22 protein-coding genes are annotated in these 20,303 nt (G+C 67.0%); 5 read left to right on the forward strand and 17 right to left on the reverse strand.

All coding sequences use genetic code 11. The features are described from left to right. The 3 genes from ACXDF8_RS01285 to ACXDF8_RS01295 form a co-directional block, all read right to left on the reverse strand. The gene (locus ACXDF8_RS01285; protein ID WP_457221432.1) at positions 1 to 423 is read right to left on the reverse strand and encodes a nitroreductase/quinone reductase family protein; all 423 of its coding nucleotides are present in this window, start codon (positions 421 to 423) and stop codon (positions 1 to 3) included. Between the two features lie 65 nt (positions 424 to 488). Then, a complete protein-coding gene (locus ACXDF8_RS01290; RefSeq protein WP_457221433.1) occupies positions 489 to 1,442 on the reverse strand; it encodes an L-lactate dehydrogenase in 954 nt (317 codons plus the stop codon). Positions 1,443 to 1,490: 48 nt separating this feature from the next. Then, complete coding sequence (locus ACXDF8_RS01295) at positions 1,491 to 2,453, reverse strand: ferritin-like domain-containing protein (RefSeq protein WP_457221434.1); 963 nt, start codon at positions 2,451 to 2,453, stop codon at positions 1,491 to 1,493. 380 nt (positions 2,454 to 2,833) lie between these two features. Here ACXDF8_RS01295 and ACXDF8_RS01300 point away from each other — a divergent pair, with 380 nt between their 5' ends. Beyond that, a complete protein-coding gene (locus ACXDF8_RS01300) occupies positions 2,834 to 3,244 on the forward strand; it encodes a heme-binding protein (RefSeq protein WP_457221435.1) in 411 nt (136 codons plus the stop codon). Between the two features lie 70 nt (positions 3,245 to 3,314). Here the strand turns inward: ACXDF8_RS01300 and ACXDF8_RS01305 are convergent, their stop codons facing one another. Further along, positions 3,315 to 3,761: a MarR family winged helix-turn-helix transcriptional regulator gene (locus tag ACXDF8_RS01305; RefSeq protein ID WP_457221436.1), complete on the reverse strand. Its 447-nt coding sequence runs from the start codon at positions 3,759 to 3,761 to the stop codon at positions 3,315 to 3,317. 93 nt (positions 3,762 to 3,854) lie between these two features. On the opposite strand from ACXDF8_RS01305, the gene ACXDF8_RS01310 reads away from it, so the two are divergent. Then, a complete protein-coding gene (locus ACXDF8_RS01310; RefSeq protein ID WP_457221437.1) occupies positions 3,855 to 4,610 on the forward strand; it encodes a pirin family protein in 756 nt (251 codons plus the stop codon). Then, positions 4,591 to 5,883 (forward strand): PQQ-dependent sugar dehydrogenase, encoded by a 1,293-nt coding sequence (locus ACXDF8_RS01315; RefSeq protein ID WP_457221438.1) that lies wholly within the window; start codon positions 4,591 to 4,593, stop codon positions 5,881 to 5,883. Before ACXDF8_RS01310 ends, ACXDF8_RS01315 begins: the two co-directional genes overlap by 20 nt. Positions 5,884 to 5,896: 13 nt before the next feature. On the opposite strand, the gene ACXDF8_RS01320 is transcribed toward ACXDF8_RS01315, so the two are convergent. Continuing rightward, positions 5,897 to 6,175 (reverse strand): GlsB/YeaQ/YmgE family stress response membrane protein, encoded by a 279-nt coding sequence (locus ACXDF8_RS01320; protein WP_457221439.1) that lies wholly within the window; start codon positions 6,173 to 6,175, stop codon positions 5,897 to 5,899. Between the two features lie 234 nt (positions 6,176 to 6,409). Here ACXDF8_RS01320 and ACXDF8_RS01325 point away from each other — a divergent pair, with 234 nt between their 5' ends. Beyond that, complete coding sequence (locus ACXDF8_RS01325) at positions 6,410 to 7,489, forward strand: phosphodiester glycosidase family protein (protein ID WP_457221440.1); 1,080 nt, start codon at positions 6,410 to 6,412, stop codon at positions 7,487 to 7,489. 29 nt (positions 7,490 to 7,518) lie between these two features. Here the strand turns inward: ACXDF8_RS01325 and ACXDF8_RS01330 are convergent, their stop codons facing one another. After that, the gene (locus ACXDF8_RS01330) at positions 7,519 to 8,079 is read right to left on the reverse strand and encodes a hypothetical protein (RefSeq protein WP_457221441.1); all 561 of its coding nucleotides are present in this window, start codon (positions 8,077 to 8,079) and stop codon (positions 7,519 to 7,521) included. Between the two features lie 10 nt (positions 8,080 to 8,089). Between ACXDF8_RS01330 and ACXDF8_RS01335 the strand changes: the two genes are divergently transcribed. Further along, positions 8,090 to 8,506, forward strand: coding sequence for a hypothetical protein (locus ACXDF8_RS01335; protein ID WP_457221442.1), 417 nt, complete (start codon positions 8,090 to 8,092; stop codon positions 8,504 to 8,506). Here ACXDF8_RS01335 and ACXDF8_RS01340 read toward each other — a convergent pair. From ACXDF8_RS01340 to ACXDF8_RS01390, 11 genes are all read right to left on the reverse strand, one after another. Continuing rightward, on the reverse strand, positions 8,480 to 9,154 hold the full coding sequence (locus tag ACXDF8_RS01340) for an Mce protein (RefSeq protein WP_457221443.1): 675 nt from the start codon (positions 9,152 to 9,154) through the stop codon (positions 8,480 to 8,482). The genes ACXDF8_RS01335 and ACXDF8_RS01340 overlap by 27 nt on opposite strands. Next, positions 9,121 to 9,678 carry an Rv1363c family protein gene (locus ACXDF8_RS01345; RefSeq protein ID WP_457221444.1) on the reverse strand — a complete coding sequence of 186 codons (558 nt, stop codon included), beginning with the start codon at positions 9,676 to 9,678 and terminating at the stop codon, positions 9,121 to 9,123. Before ACXDF8_RS01345 ends, ACXDF8_RS01340 begins: the two co-directional genes overlap by 34 nt. Further along, a complete protein-coding gene (locus tag ACXDF8_RS01350) occupies positions 9,675 to 10,610 on the reverse strand; it encodes an RDD family protein (RefSeq protein WP_457221697.1) in 936 nt (311 codons plus the stop codon). The genes ACXDF8_RS01345 and ACXDF8_RS01350 overlap by 4 nt, the downstream gene beginning before the upstream one ends. An 89-nt stretch (positions 10,611 to 10,699) precedes the next feature. Further along, positions 10,700 to 11,323, reverse strand: a complete 624-nt coding sequence (locus ACXDF8_RS01355) for an Rv1363c family protein (protein ID WP_457221445.1) — start codon at positions 11,321 to 11,323, stop codon at positions 10,700 to 10,702. Next, positions 11,293 to 12,843 carry an MCE family protein gene (locus tag ACXDF8_RS01360; RefSeq protein ID WP_457221446.1) on the reverse strand — a complete coding sequence of 517 codons (1,551 nt, stop codon included), beginning with the start codon at positions 12,841 to 12,843 and terminating at the stop codon, positions 11,293 to 11,295. Before ACXDF8_RS01360 ends, ACXDF8_RS01355 begins: the two co-directional genes overlap by 31 nt. Before the next feature lie 13 nt (positions 12,844 to 12,856). Further along, the gene (locus ACXDF8_RS01365) at positions 12,857 to 14,002 is read right to left on the reverse strand and encodes a virulence factor Mce family protein (RefSeq protein WP_457221447.1); all 1,146 of its coding nucleotides are present in this window, start codon (positions 14,000 to 14,002) and stop codon (positions 12,857 to 12,859) included. Positions 14,003 to 14,007: 5 nt separating this feature from the next. Continuing rightward, positions 14,008 to 15,633 (reverse strand): virulence factor Mce family protein, encoded by a 1,626-nt coding sequence (locus tag ACXDF8_RS01370; protein ID WP_457221448.1) that lies wholly within the window; start codon positions 15,631 to 15,633, stop codon positions 14,008 to 14,010. Between the two features lie 3 nt (positions 15,634 to 15,636). Next, positions 15,637 to 17,184 (reverse strand): MCE family protein, encoded by a 1,548-nt coding sequence (locus tag ACXDF8_RS01375; RefSeq protein ID WP_457221449.1) that lies wholly within the window; start codon positions 17,182 to 17,184, stop codon positions 15,637 to 15,639. Then, positions 17,181 to 18,221, reverse strand: coding sequence for a virulence factor Mce family protein (locus ACXDF8_RS01380; RefSeq protein WP_457221450.1), 1,041 nt, complete (start codon positions 18,219 to 18,221; stop codon positions 17,181 to 17,183). Before ACXDF8_RS01380 ends, ACXDF8_RS01375 begins: the two co-directional genes overlap by 4 nt. Beyond that, the gene (locus ACXDF8_RS01385) at positions 18,218 to 19,429 is read right to left on the reverse strand and encodes an MCE family protein (RefSeq protein ID WP_457221451.1); all 1,212 of its coding nucleotides are present in this window, start codon (positions 19,427 to 19,429) and stop codon (positions 18,218 to 18,220) included. The genes ACXDF8_RS01380 and ACXDF8_RS01385 overlap by 4 nt, the downstream gene beginning before the upstream one ends. Before the next feature lie 3 nt (positions 19,430 to 19,432). Then, the gene (locus ACXDF8_RS01390; protein ID WP_457221452.1) at positions 19,433 to 20,302 is read right to left on the reverse strand and encodes an ABC transporter permease; all 870 of its coding nucleotides are present in this window, start codon (positions 20,300 to 20,302) and stop codon (positions 19,433 to 19,435) included. Position 20,303 lies beyond the last annotated feature (1 nt).

A 20,303-nucleotide genomic window follows, 5' to 3' on the forward strand; every position in this document is an offset into this window, starting at 1 on the left:
TCAGGACCGCTGCAGTTCGATCACCGGGATGACGCGTGTCGTCTTGCGCTGGTAGTCGCCGAATTGTGGTTCAGCCGCAGCCTGTTTGGCGTAGATCTCGTCGCGTTCGGCGCCGGATAGCACGCGGGCGGTGACGGGAAAGGTCTCGGTGCCGAACTCGACCGTCGTCGCCGGATTGGCGACGAGGTTGTGGTACCAGTCCGGGTTGGTGTCGGCACCGGCCTTGCTGGCGAAGACGAAGATCCGGCCGTCTTCGACATACGGCACCAGCGGGACGATCCGTTCGGCTCCCGACTTGGCGCCGGTGTGGTGCACCAGCACCAGCGGCTTTCCCTCGAACATGCCGCCGGCCTTGCCGCCGTGGGCCCGGAACTCCTCGATCACCGCGCGGTTCATGTCCGCGAGACTGCGTGCCTCTGTCATGGCTCAACCGTAACCGCGAATCGCGGTCACGGACTCGATGTCGGGAGTTCCGTTGGTGTGGCTTGTCAGAGGCCGAGCGAGTCCTGCGCGGTGCGCAACGTGGTGGCGGATGCCTGCAGGCCGAGCAACTCGTGAACGGCCAGTGGAACCTGCAACACCTCGCCGGCACCGGCTGCCGACACCACGGTCGGCAGGGACAAGGCCACGCCGCTGATTTCGTACGCCCCGTGCTGGACGGTGGAGACCGGCATGACGCGGTGCTGATCGCCCAGGATCGCCTCGACGATGCGTGCGGTCGACAGCCCGATCGCGAGGTTGGTCGCCCCCTTGCCCTCGATGATCTCGTAGGCGGCGTTGACCACCTCGGCCGAGATCGCCGCCCGGGTCGCCTCACCGAACACCTGGGCGCCGTCGGTGCGGAACTGGTCGGCGGGAACTCCGCCGACGGAAACGCTGGACCACAGCGAGATCTCGGAGTCGCCGTGTTCACCGACGATGAAGCCATGCACATTGCCGACGGCCAGCCCCGCCCGTTGCGCGACGAGATAACGAAAACGCCCGCTGTCCAACACAGTTCCGGATCCGAAGACGCGACCCGGTGGTGCGTCGACGGCCTGGGCGGCGGCATAGGTCACGACATCCACCGGGTTGGTGACGAAGACGATCACCGCCTTCGGTGACAGTTCGAGCAACTGTGGGGTGAGCTGTTGCGCCATGGCCACATTGGTGGCCGCCAGCTCCAGGCGGCTCTGCCCCGGATGCTGTTTGGCTCCTGCGGTGACGACGATGATGGCCGAGCCCGCGGTGATGTCGAGTTGGTCGGAGCCCGACACCGTGCAGTGTGGGACGAACTGGCTGCCGTGGTTGAGGTCGAGGACCTCGGCGCGCACCTTCTTGGCGTTGACGTCATAGAGCGCCAACGCGCCTGCCGATCCGCGGATCAGGCAGGCGTAGGCGATCGCAGTGCCCACGCTGCCGACCCCGATGATGGAAACCTTGTGGTTCCGTTGTTCGGACACGTCCCCATCATCGGGTACCGCTCGCGGGTGGGCGCAGTCCGAGCTGCCTTAGTCGATGCCGACGATCTCCTGCGCGATGACGGCCACCCGGGTCTGTGCGGCTGAGACGAGCCGCTGCCGAGCCTTGTGTGCCTCTTCGTAGGCGATGATCGCCCGCAGGTCGGACGGCTCGCTGAGATCCTTGACCGCCGCGACGGCCTCGTTCAGGTTGAGCTCGTCGTACCCGGCGATGGGCAGTTCCTCGGGTGCCAGCACACCGGTGGCGCTGCGCATCGAGTGCAGAGCGTCGGCGGCGCCGTCGGCACCTTCGCGCCGGGCCACCCGTTCGGCGGTTTCCAGCGCGGCGTCGCGGGAGGCTGCCACGGCCTTGACTGCCACCTCACCGGCGTGTGCGCCGCGGCTGACCAGGTCGTCGACGGCGGGCCGGGTGTTACGGAGCGCATCCAGGGCTCGGTCGATGCCGCGGACCGACGAGATCATCGGCCAGTTGGCCACCCGCATCGCCAGCCCGGTCGCGATCTGCAGTGGCGTGCGGCGCAGCGCGGCCGGACCACCGAGGGCGTCCTCGGCCAGGACGGTGGTCAGCCAGCCAACGGTCGCCGAATGCGCGGTGATCAGGCGGTTGGCCAGGCTCTCGACCTCGGACTGGCGGGTGGCCACGGCCAGCGCCTTCAGGTAGCGGGAACGATCGAGCAACTGGCCTTCCAGGGCGAGGTCACCGAGCAGCGCCTCGTCGAACGGCTGCGCCTGCTCGGTGAGCGCTTTGACGGCGGCCGCGGCACGGCCGAAGAACGGGCCGATCACGTCCGGGAAGCCACCGAGGTCGCGGATCGCAGTCTCGATGGCGTCGGCCCGCTCGCGACCGTTCTGGGCGTTCTGGGTGAGTTCACGGCGCACGGCCTCGGTGCGCGCCTGCGCGACGCGGGCTTCGGCGATCTGGATTTCGGTGTTCGTAAGATCGAGGACGGCCCGCAGCTGGGCGAGCAAAGTGGTGGTATCGGGATTGGACATGGGTTTCCCCTCATGCGTTGACGGATGTGTGTCGGCGCGGGGTTTGCACCTCTGCGTGCGTCTACCCGATCCACCCCGGACCTACGCGTGTTCTATGCATGTTTGCCGTTGGTCACAGATACGTCACACTGGAAATCGCTATCAATTAAGGCGATTCGCGAATCGATAAGCGCGGTTAACCCGTTCACAAGCGAGTAGCCGAGCGCGCAAAACATTTCCGGCAAGGTGCGGCCAATGTCACTGCGGTCGACCGTAACGCAGACGCGCGTGTCAATACCGGCCTGAGAACCGACGTTTGCCGCAAAACGCCACGGGTACTTTGGTTTTCAGGAAGGGGGAACTCAGTGCAGATGACTGCGTTTCGAAAGAAGGAAGTGATAATGAACTTCAGCGGTAACGCGTCGGGAAAGAAGGCCGGCCAGAAGGCTTGGGCCCTGACGACGGGGTGGCTCGTGGGCGGCATGGCAGTGGCGACACTGATCGCACCGGTCGCCATGGCGGCGCCTGACTGCAACAGCGCCACGGTCGCCGACACGGTCAGCACGGTGACCGGATCGGCGCATCAGTATCTGGCCAACCATCCCGGCGCCAATCAGGTGCTGACGGCGGCCTACCACCAGCCTCGGCCGGAGGCCGCGGCCAATGTGCGGGGTTATTTCACCGCCAACCCCGGCGAGTACTACGACCTGCGCGGCATCCTGGCGCCGCTCGGCGACGTCCAGCGCCAGTGCAACGTCTCGGTACTGCCCGCCAACCTGCAGTCGGCCTACGACGAGTTCATGACCGGCTGACCGGCTCACACCGGATGCGGTCCGCCGCCACAGCCGTCGTGGCGTGGCGGCGGATTGCGTTGCGGGGCCCTCAGCTGCCCAGCCGCTCCAGCGCTGTGGTGGTGAGCGCGTCGAAGGCCCGAAGCTGCGCCGCCGTCATGCCGTCGAAGAGCACCGACCCCACGAGCGCGACATGACCGGGCGCGGCGTTGGTGAGCGCTTCGGTACCGGCACGAGTGATCCCCACGGTCGCACCGCGCCGGTCCTGATCACTGCCGCGCCGGTCGACCAGGTTGCGAGCCCGCATCCGGCTCAACTGGTGCGAGAGCCGGCTCTGCTCCCAGCCGAGCTCGTCGGCCAGCTCGAACACCCGCATCGGCCCCCGCTCGGAAAGGCTCACCAACACGTCGTAGTCGGCCAGCGACAACCCGCAGTCCGCCTGCAGCTGCCGGTTCATCGCCGCCTGCAGTCGGGTAACCATCGCCAGGTAATTGCGCCAGATCCGCTGTTGGTCACCGGTCAGCCAGCGCTGCGTCATGGCCCGAGCCTAGCGGAATACATGACACGTCATCCATGTTGTCGAGTTCGACGCCCGCCACCTAGGCTGGCAAGGATCCCAAGGGGTGATGACATGGCCGCAACCGTCGACATCAGACGTGCCGCCGACCGCGCAGCGACGAAGATCGACTGGCTGGACTCGAAGCACTCGTTCTCGTTCGGGCATCATTACGACGCCGCCAACACCCACCACGGGCTGCTGCTGGTGAACAACGACGACATCGTGTCACCGGGCACCGGGTTCGACACCCACCCGCACCGCGATATGGAGATCGTCACCTGGGTGTTGCAGGGCTCGCTGGTACACCAGGACTCGGCCGGGCACTCCGGCGTCATCTATCCCGGTCTGGCCCAGCGGATGTCGGCCGGCCGCGGCATTTTACATTCGGAGAAGAACGACTCCTGGACACTGACCGGAAGCCAAAGCCACAGTGAGCCTGTGCATTTCGTTCAGATGTGGGTGGTGCCCGACGAGTCCGGCGCCGACCCCGGATATCAACAGCTCGAGATCGACGACGAGTTGTTGCGCGGCGGCCTGGTCACCATCGCCTCTGGAATGCCCGAGCACCGCGACCAGAGCGCCATCGCCATCCGCAACCGCTACGCGGCACTGCATGGAGCCCGTTTACAACCGGGTGAGACGGTCCTGCTGCCCGAGGCCCCCTATCTGCATCTGTTCGTCCCGCGTGGCGCGGTGACGTTGGAGGGGGCGGGCGAGCTGCACCAGGGCGACGCGGTGCGCTTCACCGCATCGGGCGGCCAGCGGGTTACCGCGGTGGAGCCGTCCGAGATCCTGGTCTGGGAGATGCATGCCGGGTTGGCGGCTTAAGCTCGGCGCCACCCCGGCGGTGGCGCTGGTGGCGGTGCTGACGGCGTCGTGCGGGCAACCGGCCCCACCGGCCCCGCCCGCCCCGTCGGTGTCTGCGCCGGCCGGCTTGGTGCCCACGATCGTTGCGGTGCCGACCGGGCTGTCCGCGGCGCCGTTCGACACCGTCCGGCAGGCCCTGATCCCGGCGGGCTGGACGATGGCGGTGTGGGCGCGGGTGCCCAAGGCCCGGTTAGCCGCATGGACGCGCGACGGCGCCCTGCTGGTGTCGACTCCCGCCACCGGCCAGGTGCTGCGACTGACCCCATCCGGACAGAGCGCCACCAGCTCGGTTCTGCTCGACGGACTCGACCAGCCGCACGGTCTGGCCTTCGATGGTCCCACGCTCTACGTCGCCGAAAGCGACCAGATCGACGCCTTCACCTATGCCGACGGCCAGGTCGGCGAGGCCCGCACGGTAGCGGGCGACCTACCGGATGCCCGCAGCCCCGAACTGGGCGGTGCGTATGCCCATGCTCTCAAGAGCGTTGCGGTAGGCCCGGATTCGGCGATCTACTTCTCCATCGGATCGACCGGGAACATCAGTGCCGAGGACCGGTCTGCCACCCCGCCGCGCGCGACGATCATGCGGATCCCGCCCGGCGGCGGCCCGGCGGTGCCCTTCGCCACCGGCGTACGTAACGGCACCGGGTTGGCGATCGCGCCGGACGGATCGCTGTGGACCGCGGTCAACAACCGCGACCAGATCGCCGACCCGCGCCCCGGTCCGTCCTACGGACGGGTGACCGACTACGTCAACGACCATCCGCCGGAGTCGATCGCCCGGCTGACTCCCGGGCGCGAATTAGGTTGGCCGTTCTGCAATCCCGATGTCGAGAACGGTCCGGTCTTCCTCCGCGACGCCCAGACCAATCCCGATGGCAACCGGTTGGATTGTGCGGCGTTGCCTCCGGTTGAGCAGACCCTCGGGGCGCACTCTGCTCCGCTGGGCATGAGCTTCGCCGAGGCGGCCCTGCCGAGCCCGTTCACCTCGGGCGCCCTGGTCGCGATGCACGGTTCCTGGAACCGCACCCCGCCGCGGGCGCCGGAGGTGTCGTTCTTTCCGTGGGTGAACGGCCTTTTGGGCCCGCAGCAGACCCTCGTGGGTGGCTTCCAGAGTTCCGATGGCAGTCGCTGGGGCCGTCCGGTGGCCGCAGTGCCAAGCCCCGATGGCGCGGTGTACATCACCGACGATTACGCCGGTGCGGTGTACCGGCTCGCACCGCCGGGCCGCTGAGCAGTGCGAGCAGTTAGTGGTGGACGCGATTGTTCTTACCGGTGACGCCGAGATATATCGCGATCAGGATGACTGCGACCACGATCCCCACCAGGAACGGGATGACCGCAAACCCGCCGTTGGAGTTGGCGTACCCGACCTGGTAGGTGATCCACGAGCCCAGGAACGAGCCGACCGCACCGAGCAGGATCGTCATGATGACGCCGATGTTCTGCTTGCCGGGCATCACCAATCGCGCCAGCGCCCCGACGATCAGGCCGACCACAATCGCTCCGATAATCGTTCCGATCATTGCTACTCCTCGTGTTCTGGCGGGGCTCAGCGCTCCGCGCCTAGCAGGAGTTCCCCGGAACGGCCGCTCATAACCACCACTCACCGGCCGACTCCGCGCCAGCAAAGCCCCCGAACGCGATGGTGACAAGCCTGCGACCGAACCGTCACGGCATTGTTACGGATGTTGACAGCGTTAGCCGTGAGGTTATTGTGAAGTTTGCCGAACTCCGCCTGTCGTGACGAAAGGCCGACTGTGCCAACCCCAGCCGCACACCTGCGACGCGTCGCCGCGGCGTGCATGGCGGCGATCACAGGCCTAACACTGGTCGCCACGACACGCGCACCGGCCGCTCTCGCCGACGGGCGCGAGCAACTGGCCCAGGCGATCGCGACGACGCGGGGCAACTACCTGGTCTACAACTTCGGCAGCGGATATCCGGCACCGATGCTCGCCGCTGCCGGCAACTGGTACGAGATGACCAATGGCGGCCACCTGATGATCATCAAGGCAGCCTCCAAACGGCTAGCGCCGAAACTGTTGGTCGACACACATACCGGCTACCAATCCCGGTGTGAGCGAACGCCGGGGGCGCGCACCCGGGAAGGTCTGGTGCAGGCTTCCGAAACCTTCCCCCCGCTGCAGGCATGGCAGGCGCTCGGCCAACCGGCGATCGCGGTGAACGCAAACTTCTTCGACGTGCGCTCACAGCAGGCGGGCTCGTGGAAGAGCACCGGATGCAGCTCGCCGCTGGGCGCCTACGTCGACAACACGCAGGGGCAGGGCCGGGCCAACGCCGCCGTCACCGGGACCATCGCCTACGCCGGCAAGCAGGCGCTCTCCGGTGGAGACGAGGTGTGGACGGCACTAACCACCATGGTCATCCCGGTCGCCGGCGCGCCCTTCGTCGTCACCCCCAAGACCCCCGACGACTACGACGCCGCCACCCCGGTGATCCAGGGCCTGGTGGACAACGGCTCCCGCTTCGTGGCCGTCAGCGGGTTGAAGCTACTGGCCCCCGGGGACACCGGACAGCTCAACGATCCCGGCCCCAGCGCCGCACGCACCGCGCTGGCCTACGCCAGGGACCGCGACGAGATGTACGTCTTCCAGGGCGGCAGCTACACGCCCGACCAAATCCAGGATCTCTTCCGAGGGTTGGGCAGCGACACCGCGATCCTGCTCGACGGTGGCGGCTCGTCGTCGATCGTGCTGCGCCGAGACACCGGCGGCATGTGGGCGGGCGCGGGGGTACCCAAGGGCTCGTGCGACACCATGCAGGTGCTGTGCGACTCCCGGGAACGCGCCCTGCCCAGTTGGCTCGCGTTCAGCTGAATCTTTCTGCAGCGTACGAACATTCGACGTCAGATCGAGCTGCACCAGCTGTTCAGCCTGAGGTAGAGCGACAGGCTGTTCGGGGGCAGGCTGGTTCCGCCGAACCACGGTTGGACCCGGAACGCCGACCACTGATTCGGGTGCAGGTCCGCCGGAATCGGCTTGATGACCGTCTGGTCACCGTAGGTCAGGGTGATGCCGGCGTAATCGACGGTGAACGTGAAGGATTCGCCGATCGGAACCGCGATCACCTCCGTCGACTCGTCCGGCAGGATCCGGGCTTGGTTGACGTTGTAGTACGGCGCGACCTCGAAGTCGTTGTCGGCCACGTTGTACCGCCACCCGACCATGAGGGCGTTGCTGTCCGGGCGCAGCAGGTTGAACGAGATCCCGGTCAGCTTGTTCCAGTCGTACTGATCGACCGAATGCAGGTCATAGACCGACTGCTCGGTGAACATCGCACTGCCCGTGACCTTCTTGACGAACAGGGCCGGTCGTCGCGGAAAGCTGAACGGAATGCTCCGGAAGATCACGAACTTGTCGAGAAAGCTGAAGCGCTTGCCGGATTGATCGGCGCGACTGGTCGACACGCGGCGGGCCGTGGCGGATCGACCCGTCGAGCGCATCGAGGTGGGTGCCGTTGCGGCGGGCTGGATCGCGACGGTCGTGCCCGAACCGGCCCTCGTTCTCGTCGAGGCCTTGACCTTGATCGCTGACCTGGCGGCGGGTCTGGCGGTGGGTCGCGACGTGGTCGATTTTGTCTCCGCTTGGGCCGACGGCTGTGACGACGCCGCCGAGGACGTCTCGGGTGACGCCGACGCCGGCGCGGCAATCGCCGTGCCGATCGCGGTCCCCGCACCCAGGACGATCACCATCCCTGCGATTCGCCTCGCCAGCGCTACCGTCGTCACCATTGCGAACCCCCGCCCCCGATGCAGGCCGGAAGTGTATCGCCGCGTGCGTGCCCCGCGAGGCACTATGCAACCGGCGTCAGATCTGCGGCGTGAGGTCCAGTGAGGTCACCGTGGTCATCTTGGTGACCCGCCAGTCGGCCCCGTCGCGCTTGAGTTCCAGCCGGTAGGACAGATAGCGCATAGCCGGGATGTTCTTGCTCAACGGGCTGGTCGAGGTGGTGTTGGTGTAGACGATCGCGCTCGCCTCGGAGCCGCGCAACGACTCGACGGCCGCACCGACCACCTGGGTGTTGTTGGTGACCTTGGCCTGCTTGTTGGTCGGCGCGATCGCGTCGACGTACTTACGGTACTGATCGGAGAAGTCACCGAAGAGGTACTTCGCCGACCGGTCGGGCAGGGTGTCCATGTTCTCGGGGGTGTAGGTCCACAGCGTCGTGATCGCCTCTGCCGCGGTGCGGGCGATGTCGAGCTTGGTGTCGACCATCGCCCGGTCCATCAGGTACGGCTGGACCGTCGCTCCGGCGAATCCGCCGGCGGCGACGAACAGTGCCGCCGAGATTCCCACAGCGAGCGCAATCTTGTTGCGGCCCAACCAGTTCGGCTTGTCAGGTGTGCCGTCACCGGCGAGCGCGTCGGCGCCGGGCTCATCGGTGGCTTCGCCGGATTCGGTGAGCTCCGCTGCCTCGCCAGGCGCCTCGAGATCCGGCGCGGCGTCGGTCAGATCACCTGCAGCAGGTTGCTGATTTTCCACGGCCCTCCTGCACCTCCTTCTTGGATCGCGGTGACCACCCAGCGGCTACCGCTCTCGACGGTCTTGCCGTCGGGCATGGTGGTCTTCGTCGTGGCGGCGACCACCACGTCGGCGCTGCCGTCGGGATGCCAGCGTTCGATGCCCAGATCCTGCACGGTGCCCTTGGTGGGTTCGGCGCGGGCGACCTGGATGACGACCTCGTTCATCTTCTCCTTGTAGAGCTTGGCGAACTGGCCGGTGCCCTGGGCCAGCACGGAGTCGGCGTAGGCGTTGGCGTGGAACGGGTCGATCGACGTGTATTGCGTGACGAACCCGCGTACCGAGCTCAGCACCGCGACGTCGCGGACCGCGTCCCGGCGCTGGGTTTCGCGTTTGATCAGCAGCAGGGTGCTGACGGTGAGCGCCGCGAGCACCGCGACCGCCGCGAGCACGGCGACCACAGGCAGGCCCCACCGGCGTGGCCGAGGATCGGGCCGCCGGAACAGCTCAGGGCTGCCGGGTTCGACTTTGCGGCGTGGACTCATTTCGCCTGACCCGCGGGGTTGGGCCGGGCCAGCACCGAGAGGTTGGCGACCTGCCACTGCCCACTGGCGGATCTCTCGAAGTCGACCTTCACGGTGGCGGTGATCAGGCGCTGCTTGGGGGCCGCACCACGCTGCCCCTGCATGAGCACCAACACGACGCCCCGGTCGCGGGTGTTGGTCAGTACGGCGCTGTTGGTCACCCAGTAGTCGTTGTCCACCGGACCGGCCTTACGCACGGCGTCCTGTTGGGCCACCAGCTTCGGGCGGTAGCTGTTGGTGGCCAGGCCGCGGGCTCGGGCGAAGTCGTCGTCGATGGTGGCCACGTCGTAACTGAGCAGCTGCGCGACGATCTTGGGGCCCTGTACGGCGAGCTGCTGCTGGGCTTGCTCGACCGCGAGCGCGGGGCGATACACCGCGACATAGCCCACCCCGGTCGCCGCGATCCCGATCAGGGCCGTCACCGCGACGACCGCGCCGGCCAGCCGCCGAGTGTTGGGCCGCTCCCCCGCCACCCGCACCACCTCGGTGCCGGTCAGCAGGTCGGCGAACGTCCTGCCACGAGAATCCACCAGCGGCCACAGCCAGCCCACGAACACCGCCGCGGTGTCCAGCAGATGCGCCAGGTCGCGCACCAACAGCCGCCAGGGACCCGCCACCGCGCCGTCGCGCTTGATCGCCGCGATCCCGACCACCGACCTGCCCAGCGACCAGCCGAGTAGGGACGGCAACAACAGCCGGTTGACGGCCATCGCCAGGAAGACCACCCCGGCCAGCGTGACGGCCAGCCACCACACCCAGGTGCGGACGTCCGCTGACCAGGCCAGCAGCAGGCAGACGATGACAACAGCGGTGCCCAGCAGCACGTCGAGGGCGAACGCGCCGGCTCGTGCCGGCCATGCGGCCGGAGCGGCGCCGGCTGTCTGGCCCAGCATTATTGTCTCGGCTGTCGTCTCGGCCGGCGTCTCGGCTGTCGTCTCGGCCACCTCGGCGCCGGCGGCATCTGCCTCGGAGACCGCCACCGTCACTTGCTCACCTGGTCGAGCCGGGCGATCTTGTAGGTGCCGCCGTCCGGCATCATCCGGACCCGCAGCCGGTAACCTTGTTCCTGGCCGTCGGCCTGGGTGTTGGAGACCTTGACCCGCAGCGCCACTAGGACGTCCATCGAACCGTCGTCATTGTGGCGTTCGACCGCCGCGCGCATGTTGGAGACCTGCACCTGGACCTTCGCGGCCTGGTAGGCGTCGACCAGCAGCCCGCTGTACAGCGTGGCCTGAGCACCGAAATCACCGGTCGCACACTCGATGATCTTCTGCTGGCTGGCCGCCATGGCGTCGGCGTTGGGCGCCTGGGTGGCCGCGACACAGTCCTTGGCCGCCGCCAATGCGGCGGTCTCGGCGCGCTGCTCGGCGAGGCTTCGCTGGTGCGACCGCAGCGCCAGGAAGCCGCCGCCCGCAACCAGCAGGCTGGCGATCACCAGTGCCGCGCAGACACCGGCCAATCGACGACCGCTCAACCGCGATCCCTGACCGGGTGCGTCGTCGGCGGGATCCGAGGTCACCGTCGACTCGAGCGCACTGGGTTCGCCGTCGTCGTCGGTGCTGGGCGGGTTGGGAGTCAGCCGGCCGGAGCCAGCATCTCCTTCCATCCGTCGTCTCCTGTACTGCTCGAGTTGCTGACGTTGTATTTGACCCCGTCAGGGCCGGTCACCTCGCCGCTGGACGGGGTGTAGACGGCCGTGTTACTTGCTGCCGGAGTGTAGCTGCACGGATTGGGTTGCTGTCCGTTGCACTGCACCGTCCCGCTGCCCGGCGGGCTGAGATCGTCACTCGTCGGCGGCGTGGGTCCTGGGAGCAGGTCAGCCGGCAACGGGTTCATGCCGTTATTGATCGACGGCGCCGGTATCACGGTACCGGGGTTCACCGGCTGATCGCATCGGGCTCCAGGTGCCGGGCAGTTGAGCACCTGGTTCGGGTCGCCGTACCAGGGGTTGCTGCCCAGCGGTGTGTACGGCTCGGTGCTGCGGCACTCCATCGGCGTCGCCGCCCGCTTGCCCGGAACGTCGACGCAGGGGAAGTTACGCGCGCCGCGGACCACGTTGGCCGGGGTGTCCTTCGGGATCTTGCAGTAGAGCCCGTTCTCCACCGGCATCGTCCGGGTGTCGGCCGGCGCCCGCCATTGGCTGGCCGGCAGAAAGCCGGTCAGGCACGGCGGCGGCTGGTTGATGGTCAACGCGAAGTCCAGTGCGGCCTGGTGCGGATACGGCGCCGACACCGCCTGCGCCACCGACGCGCCCTGGGGAAGGAGCACCAGCGACTGCTCGACGCCCTTGTTGTAGCGCTTGAGCATGTCCAGGATGATCTCGAGGTTCGCCAGCGTCTGCGGCAGCGCCTCGCGGACGTCGCTGAACACCGCGGTGACGGCGTCCGCCGTCGGGGCCGCCTTGCGCAGTCCGTCCCGCAACGCCTGATCCTGCGCGGCGGTCTGGGTGGTGATGGTGTTCAGGTTCGCCGCCCATGCCGCGATGGCGTCGCCGGAGTTGATCTGACTGTCGACGACGGCCGGCGAGTTCTGGATGATGTCGTTGACGTCCTGGATGTTGGTCTTGAAGTCACCCACGATCGCCTGGGTGCCATCGACCAGCCGCTGCAGCGACGGGCCCAGTCCACCGACCGCCTGGGCGGTCTCGTTGAGCAGCACCGGGATCTTGTCGGCCGGCAACGCCGCCAGCCCCTTGTTCGCGGCGTCCAGAGCAGGCCCGATCTCCTCGGGGACCGTCGACTTGGTGATCGTCTGCCCGGGGCTGAAGTACTGGCCGGGATTGCCGTCGGACACCAGATCCAGGTACTGCTCGCCGACCGCGGACACCGAATGCACGTTGGCACTGGCGTCCAGCGGGATCTTGTACTTGTCGCTGATGCTGATGGTGGCCAGGACGCCGGTCTCGGTCGGCTCGACCGAGGTCACCCGCCCGATCGTCACGCCGCGGAAGGTGACGTTGGCGGTCCGGTACAGCCCGCCCGAGGACGGCAGGTCCGCCTTCAGCGTGTACTGCCCGACACCGGCCAACGTGGGCAGGCGCAGGAAATACACGCCCAGCACCAGCAGCGCGATCACGGTCAGCACGCCGAACACGATGAGCTGTGTCTTGATGAAGCGGGTCAACATCTGGTCGTCACCCTCACTCGCCGCGCTCGACGTACGGGCCGCCCTCGGCCATGTTCGGGTGCGGCGTGAACCGGACGTCCGGAATCATCGTCTGCGGGTCCCGGCCCCAGGCCTGCTCGAGGGCGCGCAGCATGCCCGACACGCCCGTGCCGGTCAGGAACGCGTTGTCCAGCGCACTCAACGTCAGGTCGAACGTGGCCGAGGTGTTGATGTAGTCACCGCGGATCACCTTCGGGATGTTGTCGATCGGGTAGGGCGCGGTGATGACCAGCTTCAGCGAGTCGATCAGGTATGGCGCCGCCCGGCCCAGCTGCTTGAGCGGGCGCTGCAGCAACGCCAGGTTGGTGTCGAAGTCGGCGCGCGACTGCGACAGCGTCTGGTCGGTGACGCGGCTGAACCGGCCGAGTGCCTCGACGGCACCGGTGAACCGGTCCCGAGCGTCCGCGAAATACTTGATCAGCGGCGGGAATTCGGTCAGTACCCGGTCCAGGGTGGCGTTGCGGTCGGCGACGATCTTGACCAGTTCGTTGGTCTTGTCGATCGCGCGGGTCAGGTCGTCACGCTGCTGGTTGAGCTGATCGGTGAACGTGTTGAGCTTGCCCAGAAAATCGCGGATCTGATCGGCGTTGCCGGACAGGATGTTGCTGACCTCGGTCTGGATGATCTCCAGGTTGGGAATGCCGCCGCCGCGCAGCACGGTGGCGATGCTGGCCAGCGTGCGCTCGGTGGTGGGGAACGACTGCGAGTTCTTCAGCGGGATGGTGGCCCCGTTTCGCAGCGGCTCCGACGACGGATTGGGCGGGGTATCCAGTTCGACGTGCTGGGTGCCCAGCAGGCTGGTCTGGCCGATCCGCGCAATCGCGTTGGCGGGCAACTTGATACCGGGCTGCAGATCGAGCGTCAGCGTCGGGATCCAGTTCTTCAACTCGATTGCGCGCACCGAGCCGACGTAGACGTCGGCAACGCGGACCCGGCTGTTGACGTTGAGCGCCAACGTATCCGGCATCTGGACGTAGATGGTCATTTTGTCGCTGCCGCTGCCCGGACCGCCAGGCATCGGCACGTTGGCGATACCGCGCCAGCCACAGGACGTCAGCACCAGCGCGGTCATCACCAGGATGAACCCCCGCCAGCCGTAGCGGCGGGCGGCACTCGTCATCGCACTCACTGTCCACCACCCATCTCAGCGGGCAGCGCCGGGCCGGCCGGAGCCGCGGGGGCCGGAGCCGCCGGGGGTGCTCCGCCGTTGATCTGCTGCGAGACCGGCAGCGGGCCGGGCACCACGTCCGGGCCGGGGGCCGGCGGCGGCGGTGCGCCCGGATACCACGGCGGCGGCAGCGGGTTGTACTCGCTGTAGGAGTTCGGCGGGGCGCCACCGGGCGGACCGGCCGGCGGAATCGACGTCGGGTCGGGACCACCCATCAATGCCGCCAAGGAATCCGGGGTGAGCATGTTCGCGGTGAACGCCTGAACGTCAACGCCCTGCATGCCGGGTGCGACGATCCAGCCGGGCTCGTGGTTGCCGTGCGAGAAGAGGGTGTCGCGCGACCAGATGCCGGGCACGGTGGTGTCCTTATAACCCGACGGCGGCTGCAGCCTCGGCTCGGAGTATGCGATGTACTTCGGCAGCGTCTCGGCGGTGGAGAACTGGTTCACCCCGAACGGCGGGAAGTTGAACTTGGTCGCGTCCATGATCGGCGCCAGATACTGCGCGCACATCTCGGCCGAATCCTGGTATCCCAGCCGGCTTCCCGACTGGATCGCGCTGCAGATGAACTGCATCGGATTGGCCCAGCTGGCGACCGTCGGGATCGCGACCAGCGCGCCGTGCGTCGGGTGATAGATGTTCTGCAGGTTCGCCGCGAGGTTCGGGTAGACGTGCAGCACCGTCTCCAACCCGTTGCGGGAGTCCGGTTGCAGAATCTGGGTCGTGACTTCGGACAGGTTGTTGATGTCCTTGCTCAGCACCGAGCCGTTGTCGTTGACGAACTTTCGAGCAGTGGTCAACAGCGAGTCGATGTCCCTGACCGCCTTGGCCACTTCCTGGTCGGAGTTGGAGAACGAGTTCGTGAACGTGGCCAGGTCGTTGTTGAGCGCGACGAGTTGGGTATCGCTCTTGTGGAGCGCGTTGACGAACAGCGCCAGACTCTTGAGCACCGCGAAGAAGTCGCCGCGCCCCTCGTTGAGGGCGGTCACCGCGTCGGACAACGCCCGGAACGTGGTGTTGATCTGCTGGCCCTTACCCTCCAGCCCATTGGCGAACGACTCCAGGACGTCACCGAAGGGGCCCTTGGGTTGCTCGGGTGTCGGGCCGAGTTTGGTGACGAGGTCGGCGATCTGGTTGCGCAGGTCGTCCCACTCCACCGGCACCTGGGTGCGCTCGATGGGGATGACTGCGTTGTCGGCCAGCACCGGGCCGCCGGTGTAGGCCGGCGCCAGCTGGATCACCCGGGAGGCGACCAGGCTGGGGTTGAGGATCGTCGCCGTCGCGTCGGCGGGCACCTTGTACTTGTTGGCGTAGTGGAAGGTGACCTTCATCTTGTCGCCGGCGGGCTCGATCTTGTCGATATTGCCGACCCGCACACCCATGATCTGCACCCGGTCACCCGGATAGAGCGCCAGCGTCTCGGGGAAGTACGCGACCACGGTGTTGGTGGTCAGCTTCTTGTACAGCTGATAGCCGACGAGCGCGGCGACCAACCCGAGGATGATCACCAGTGTCCCGACGATGACGGACATCCGAGACATCTTCGGCAGACCCAGGTTTCGAATGTTGAAGACAGTCGACATCGGTTAGGCTCCCCCTCCCTGATCGACGGGTGCGAGGTCACCGACGGGCGGGACCTGGGGTCCCGGTCCCGGCGGCGGGATCGGACCGACGAGAGCGTTCGGCGGCGGTGCGTAGCCGGGGATGTCGGTGGCCGGGCCCGGGGTCGGGGCGACCGGCACCGTGCGGGCTCCCGGCGGGCCGGGCGCCAACGGCGGGGCCGGCACACCCTGGACGTTCGGGGACAGCTCGCCGGGATAGGCGGCGCTGGGGACACCCGGCCCGCCGACCGCGGCGGGGTTGGGTGCGGAGATCGGCACATCGGGTGCCGGGTACTCCGGCCCGCCGAACGGGCCCTGGGTGAGCCCGGCACACGGCAACGGGTTGCCCGGAGTCGGGATGCCGTCGGCCGGTGGGGTGTAGGAGCACGGCGAGCCGGGGCCGACCGCGGGGCCCGGATGGTCCGGGGTGCCCTCCAGCGGCATCGGGGCCGGCGGTGGAGCGCCATTGGGCTGCCGCTGCCCGTTGGGATCGGGGAAACGGAACGCCGGCAGGCCTGCATTACGCCAGAACTCCTCGGGGTCGATGCCACGCTTCTTGAAGGCGGCATCCACCCAGGGCTGCAGGATCTGGTAGGGCACCAGGTTGACCACCAGCACCTTGAAGTACGGGCCCGACCCGAGCGCCTCGGCCAGCGCACCCATGAACTTCGAGGCGGTGACCAGAACGTCGGACAGGTCCGTCTTGTGCTTCACCAGCACGTCGCTAATCGTGTTCAGCTGCTGCAGAACATGATTCAGGTTGGGGTTGTCGTTGACGAACCCGGTGAACTGCTGGGACACCTGCGAGATGTTGCTCAGCAGGTAGTCGACCTCGGAGCGCCGCTCGTTGACGGCGGCCAGCAGCGTCTGGGCGTTGACCGCCAGGCGGTTGATCTGCTCGCTGCGGTTGCCCAGCACGGCGGCGACCTTGTTGGCGCTGGCCAGCAGCTGCTTGAACTGCTCGTCGCGCTTACCGATGGTGTCGGAGAACCGCGCCACCCCGTCGAGCGCGGCGCTCAGGTGCGGGTAGGTCTGGTCGATGGTCTCCGACAACACGTTCAGCGACCGTTTGACGGTGTCGATGTCCCAGCCCGCGGCGGCCTTGGTGACGTCGAACACGGCGTCGTAGATCTGATACGGCGTGGTGGTCTGGCCGACCGGCAGCACACCACCGGCCTGAAGGTTCTTGCTACCGCGAGGCTCGATCTCAAGCACACGCTTGCCAAGGATGGTCTCGGTGCGGATCGCGAGCCTGCTTTCAGTGCCGATCTGCCTTGCGCCCAAGCCGAATCCGATCAGCACGTGGTCGCCGTCGATCTTCAGCGACTTCACGGTGCCGACGTCCATACCCGCGATGCGCACCTTGTCACCGTCATTGAGCCCCGCGCTGTCGGTGAACTGGCCGTAGTACGTCGGCTGCGCGAACAGCTGCGGGATTCCCGAGAAGCTCTGCCCCACGAGGATCACCAGAACGATGATCAGGATGCCGGCCAGGCCGTTCTTGATCCGGTTGGAGCTTTCTAGTGTCCTCATTGCGGGGTGCACCTACCCGTGGGCTGCTGGGTGATCTTGACGGTACGGACCGGACCACCCGGCTGAAGTCCGTTGAGCTTCAGGTTGATGTCGCAGAGATAGAAGTTGAAGAAATCGCCGTAGATACCGCCGGCGCGACCGATCATCTTGACCGCCTGCGGCAGTTTGGTGAGCAGGTCGTCGAGCCGGGCCTGCCCATCGACCAGCGGTTGCTGGACAGTCTCCAGCTTGGCGATGGTGTCCTTCAGTTGCGGACGGTCGTCAGCCAGTAGGTCGCCGAGCGTGCCTGCGGCACTGCTGATGTCGGCGGTGGCGGATGCCAGCGGGTCGGCCCTGTTACGCAACCCGGTGATGAGCACCTCGACGTTGTTGACGGTCTCGTCGAACTGCTTCTCGTGCTTGACGGTGGTGTCCAGCACCGTGTTCAGGTTCGTGATCACCTCACCGATGGCCTGATCGCGATCGGCCAGCGCGGAGGTCAGTTGTGCCGTCTGGTCGAGGATGTCGTTGATCGTGCCGCCCTGCCCTTGGAAGACGGTGATCAGCGAGGAGGCGATGGTGTTGACCTTCTCGGGATCCAGGGACTTGAACAACGGCTTGAACCCGCCGATCAGGGCGTCGAGATCGAGTGCGGGCTGGGTGCGTGCAATCGGGATGAAACCGCCCGCGGGCAGCACCCGGTCCGCGCCCTCACCGGTACCCCGCTCGAGGTTGACGTAACGGTTGCCGATCAGGTCCTGGTAGCGGATCTGAGCGGTCGTCGACTGGTACAGCGGCAGGGTGCGATCGACGTTGAGGGTAACCAGGACCCGCCGTCCGTCGTCGACCAGCTTGATATCGGAGACCTTGCCGACCTCCACACCGCCGGCACGGACGAACTGGCCGTCGCGCAACCCACTGGCATTGCTGAACTCGGCGGTGTAGGCGGTGGTCCGGTCGAACCGGAACTGCCCGAAGACGACCACGATAACCGCGGTGAAGAGCAGCAGCACGAACGAGAACGCTGCGAGTTTGACTGCTGTGCCGGTGATTTTCATGGGTTGATCGTGTTCTCCCCGACTTGGCGTCCCCAGACGTACTCGGTGAGGATGGGCTGGCCCAGCTCGAAGTGGTTGTACGGCGCGAGCGAGGCACCGTCGTCGACCACCAGGTACGGCGCGGGCCAGAAATTGCGGTCGACCTTCTGCCAGCAGCCGGGCGCCCCGCCCGGACCACCGCGGCCGTTGACGCGCGGTAGGTTGTCCGGATAGACGTAGGGATTGGCCGCGCCGAGAAGCTCGGTCATGGTGTTCAGCGAATACCCGTTCCCGCCAAAGGAATCTAGCGCCTGCGGCAGCGCCTCTGCCTCACCCTTGATCTGGCAGTAGAACTGGGGGCTGTAGGTGTCCAGCAGGCGGTTGGTCGGCACCATGTCAGCCTGGCCCCGCACGAAGTAGGGTCCGCCGCGCTCGAAGACATCGGCGCCGGTGTTGCCGAATCCGGTGGAGGCCAGCAGCGCGGCGTCCAGATCCTTCTGCTGCTCGTTTAGGGTGCGGGCGGTGGTGACGGCGTTGTCGAGGAACGCCCAGAAGTTGGGGCTGTTCTTGATGTAGATGTCGGCCAGGTCGGACAGCTGGCGCACATTGCTGCGGAGCTGCGGCAGCTGCGGGTTGAGGTCGTCGAGCACGGCGTTGCCGTTGACGATGGATTGCCCGAACTTGGTGCCCAGCCCGTTGAGCGCCTCGGCGGCCGCCGACAGGGTCAGGTTCAGCTTGACCGGGTCGACCTTCTCCGAGATGGAGGTCAGCGTCTCGAACAGCGTGTTGAACTCAGTGGTGACCCCGGAGGCGGTGATGACGTCCGCGCTGGAGACGCGGGCCTTGGCCGGATCCTTGGGACTGGTGAAGGCCACGTACTTGTTGCCGAACACCGTGCTGGCCTTGATCTGCGCATCGACGTTGGCCGGGATCAGGTGAACGGAATCGGGCCGGACCTCCAGCGTCAGCTCGGCCATCGTCTTGCCGTCGCGGTCGATGGAGGACACATTGCTGACCCGGCCGATCTCCACTCCGTTGTAGGTGACCTTCGAGCCGGGATCCATCACCAGGCCGGCCCGGTCGGAGACCATGGTCAGCTTGGTCTTGGGTGTCAACGAGCCCCGGAACTGCAGGTAGACAAGCATTCCCACGGCCAGCGCGAGGACGAGGAAAGCCACCCCCGCCAGCTTGATCGGGGGTCGGCGAGACGAGTTGAGTGGATACGCCATGCGCTAAACCGTGAGGTTGAAGTTCGGGTTGGTGCCGTACAGCGCCAACGAGGCCAACAGAACCACGGTCGCGACCGCGACCAGCGAGGCACGCATCGAGATGCCGACCGCCTCGCCCACGCCAACCGGGCCGCCGCTGGCGTTGTACCCGAAATAGCAGTGGTTGATCATGACGAACATCGCGATGATGATCGCGACGACGAACGACCAGAACACGTCATCGGCCCGCAGGAATGTCCGGAAGTAGTGGTCGTAGGTGCCCGTCGACTGTCCGTAGAACACGGTCGTGGTCAGCTGCGCGGCCAGGAACGACAGCAGCAGCGCCATGGCGTAGAGCGGAATGATCACCACCATGCCGGCCAGGATGCGGGTCGACACGAGGTAACTGATGGACTTGATGCCCATCACCTCCAGCGCATCGATCTCCTCGCTGATCCGCATGGCGCCCAACTCCGCCGTCGCGCCGGCGCCGACCGTCGCGGCCAGCGAATGCCCCGACACCAGCGGTGCGACGACGCGCACGTTGACCAGTGCGGCGACGAATCCGGTGAAGGCCTCCACGCCGATGTTGCCCAGCGAGGCGTAGCCCTGGATGGCGATGAGCGAACCGCCCGACAGCGTCACGAAGCCGACGATCGCGATGGTTCCGCCGATGACAGCCATCGCGCCGGTGCCCATGCCGATCTCGGCGATCAGGCGCAGCGTCGCGCGCCGGTAATGGCGCAGGGCGTGCGGGATCTGGCCGACGGCGGTCACGGTGAACCACGCCACGTCACCGACGCGGTCGACCAACCGCCCGGGTCCCGCCGCCCACTTGGTGGCGGTGGAGTAGGCACGGGGGTAGCGTCCGCGCAGCACTGTTGACGTGCTCATC

This window comes from Mycolicibacterium sp. CBM1 (assembly GCF_054073305.1).

What these genes read in the sequence shown, in the direction of transcription:
- ACXDF8_RS01285 (WP_457221432.1), bottom strand. Translation starts at nt 423, where the DNA reads ATGACAGAGGCACGCAGTCTCGCGGACATGAACCGCGCGGTGATCGAG.
- ACXDF8_RS01295 (WP_457221434.1), bottom strand. Translation starts at nt 2,453, where the DNA reads ATGTCCAATCCCGATACCACCACTTTGCTCGCCCAGCTGCGGGCCGTC.
- ACXDF8_RS01300 (WP_457221435.1), top strand. Translation starts at nt 2,834, where the DNA reads ATGAACTTCAGCGGTAACGCGTCGGGAAAGAAGGCCGGCCAGAAGGCT.
- ACXDF8_RS01305 (WP_457221436.1), bottom strand. Translation starts at nt 3,761, where the DNA reads ATGACGCAGCGCTGGCTGACCGGTGACCAACAGCGGATCTGGCGCAAT.
- ACXDF8_RS01310 (WP_457221437.1), top strand. Translation starts at nt 3,855, where the DNA reads ATGGCCGCAACCGTCGACATCAGACGTGCCGCCGACCGCGCAGCGACG.
- ACXDF8_RS01315 (WP_457221438.1), top strand. Translation starts at nt 4,591, where the DNA reads ATGCCGGGTTGGCGGCTTAAGCTCGGCGCCACCCCGGCGGTGGCGCTG.
- ACXDF8_RS01320 (WP_457221439.1), bottom strand. Translation starts at nt 6,175, where the DNA reads ATGATCGGAACGATTATCGGAGCGATTGTGGTCGGCCTGATCGTCGGG.
- ACXDF8_RS01345 (WP_457221444.1), bottom strand. Translation starts at nt 9,678, where the DNA reads ATGAGTCCACGCCGCAAAGTCGAACCCGGCAGCCCTGAGCTGTTCCGG.
- ACXDF8_RS01350 (WP_457221697.1), bottom strand. Translation starts at nt 10,610, where the DNA reads ATGCTGGGCCAGACAGCCGGCGCCGCTCCGGCCGCATGGCCGGCACGA.
- ACXDF8_RS01355 (WP_457221445.1), bottom strand. Translation starts at nt 11,323, where the DNA reads ATGGAAGGAGATGCTGGCTCCGGCCGGCTGACTCCCAACCCGCCCAGC.
- ACXDF8_RS01360 (WP_457221446.1), bottom strand. Translation starts at nt 12,843, where the DNA reads ATGTTGACCCGCTTCATCAAGACACAGCTCATCGTGTTCGGCGTGCTG.
- ACXDF8_RS01365 (WP_457221447.1), bottom strand. Translation starts at nt 14,002, where the DNA reads ATGACGAGTGCCGCCCGCCGCTACGGCTGGCGGGGGTTCATCCTGGTG.
- ACXDF8_RS01370 (WP_457221448.1), bottom strand. Translation starts at nt 15,633, where the DNA reads ATGTCGACTGTCTTCAACATTCGAAACCTGGGTCTGCCGAAGATGTCT.
- ACXDF8_RS01375 (WP_457221449.1), bottom strand. Translation starts at nt 17,184, where the DNA reads ATGAGGACACTAGAAAGCTCCAACCGGATCAAGAACGGCCTGGCCGGC.
- ACXDF8_RS01380 (WP_457221450.1), bottom strand. Translation starts at nt 18,221, where the DNA reads ATGAAAATCACCGGCACAGCAGTCAAACTCGCAGCGTTCTCGTTCGTG.
- ACXDF8_RS01385 (WP_457221451.1), bottom strand. Translation starts at nt 19,429, where the DNA reads ATGGCGTATCCACTCAACTCGTCTCGCCGACCCCCGATCAAGCTGGCG.
- ACXDF8_RS01390 (WP_457221452.1), bottom strand. Translation starts at nt 20,302, where the DNA reads ATGAGCACGTCAACAGTGCTGCGCGGACGCTACCCCCGTGCCTACTCC.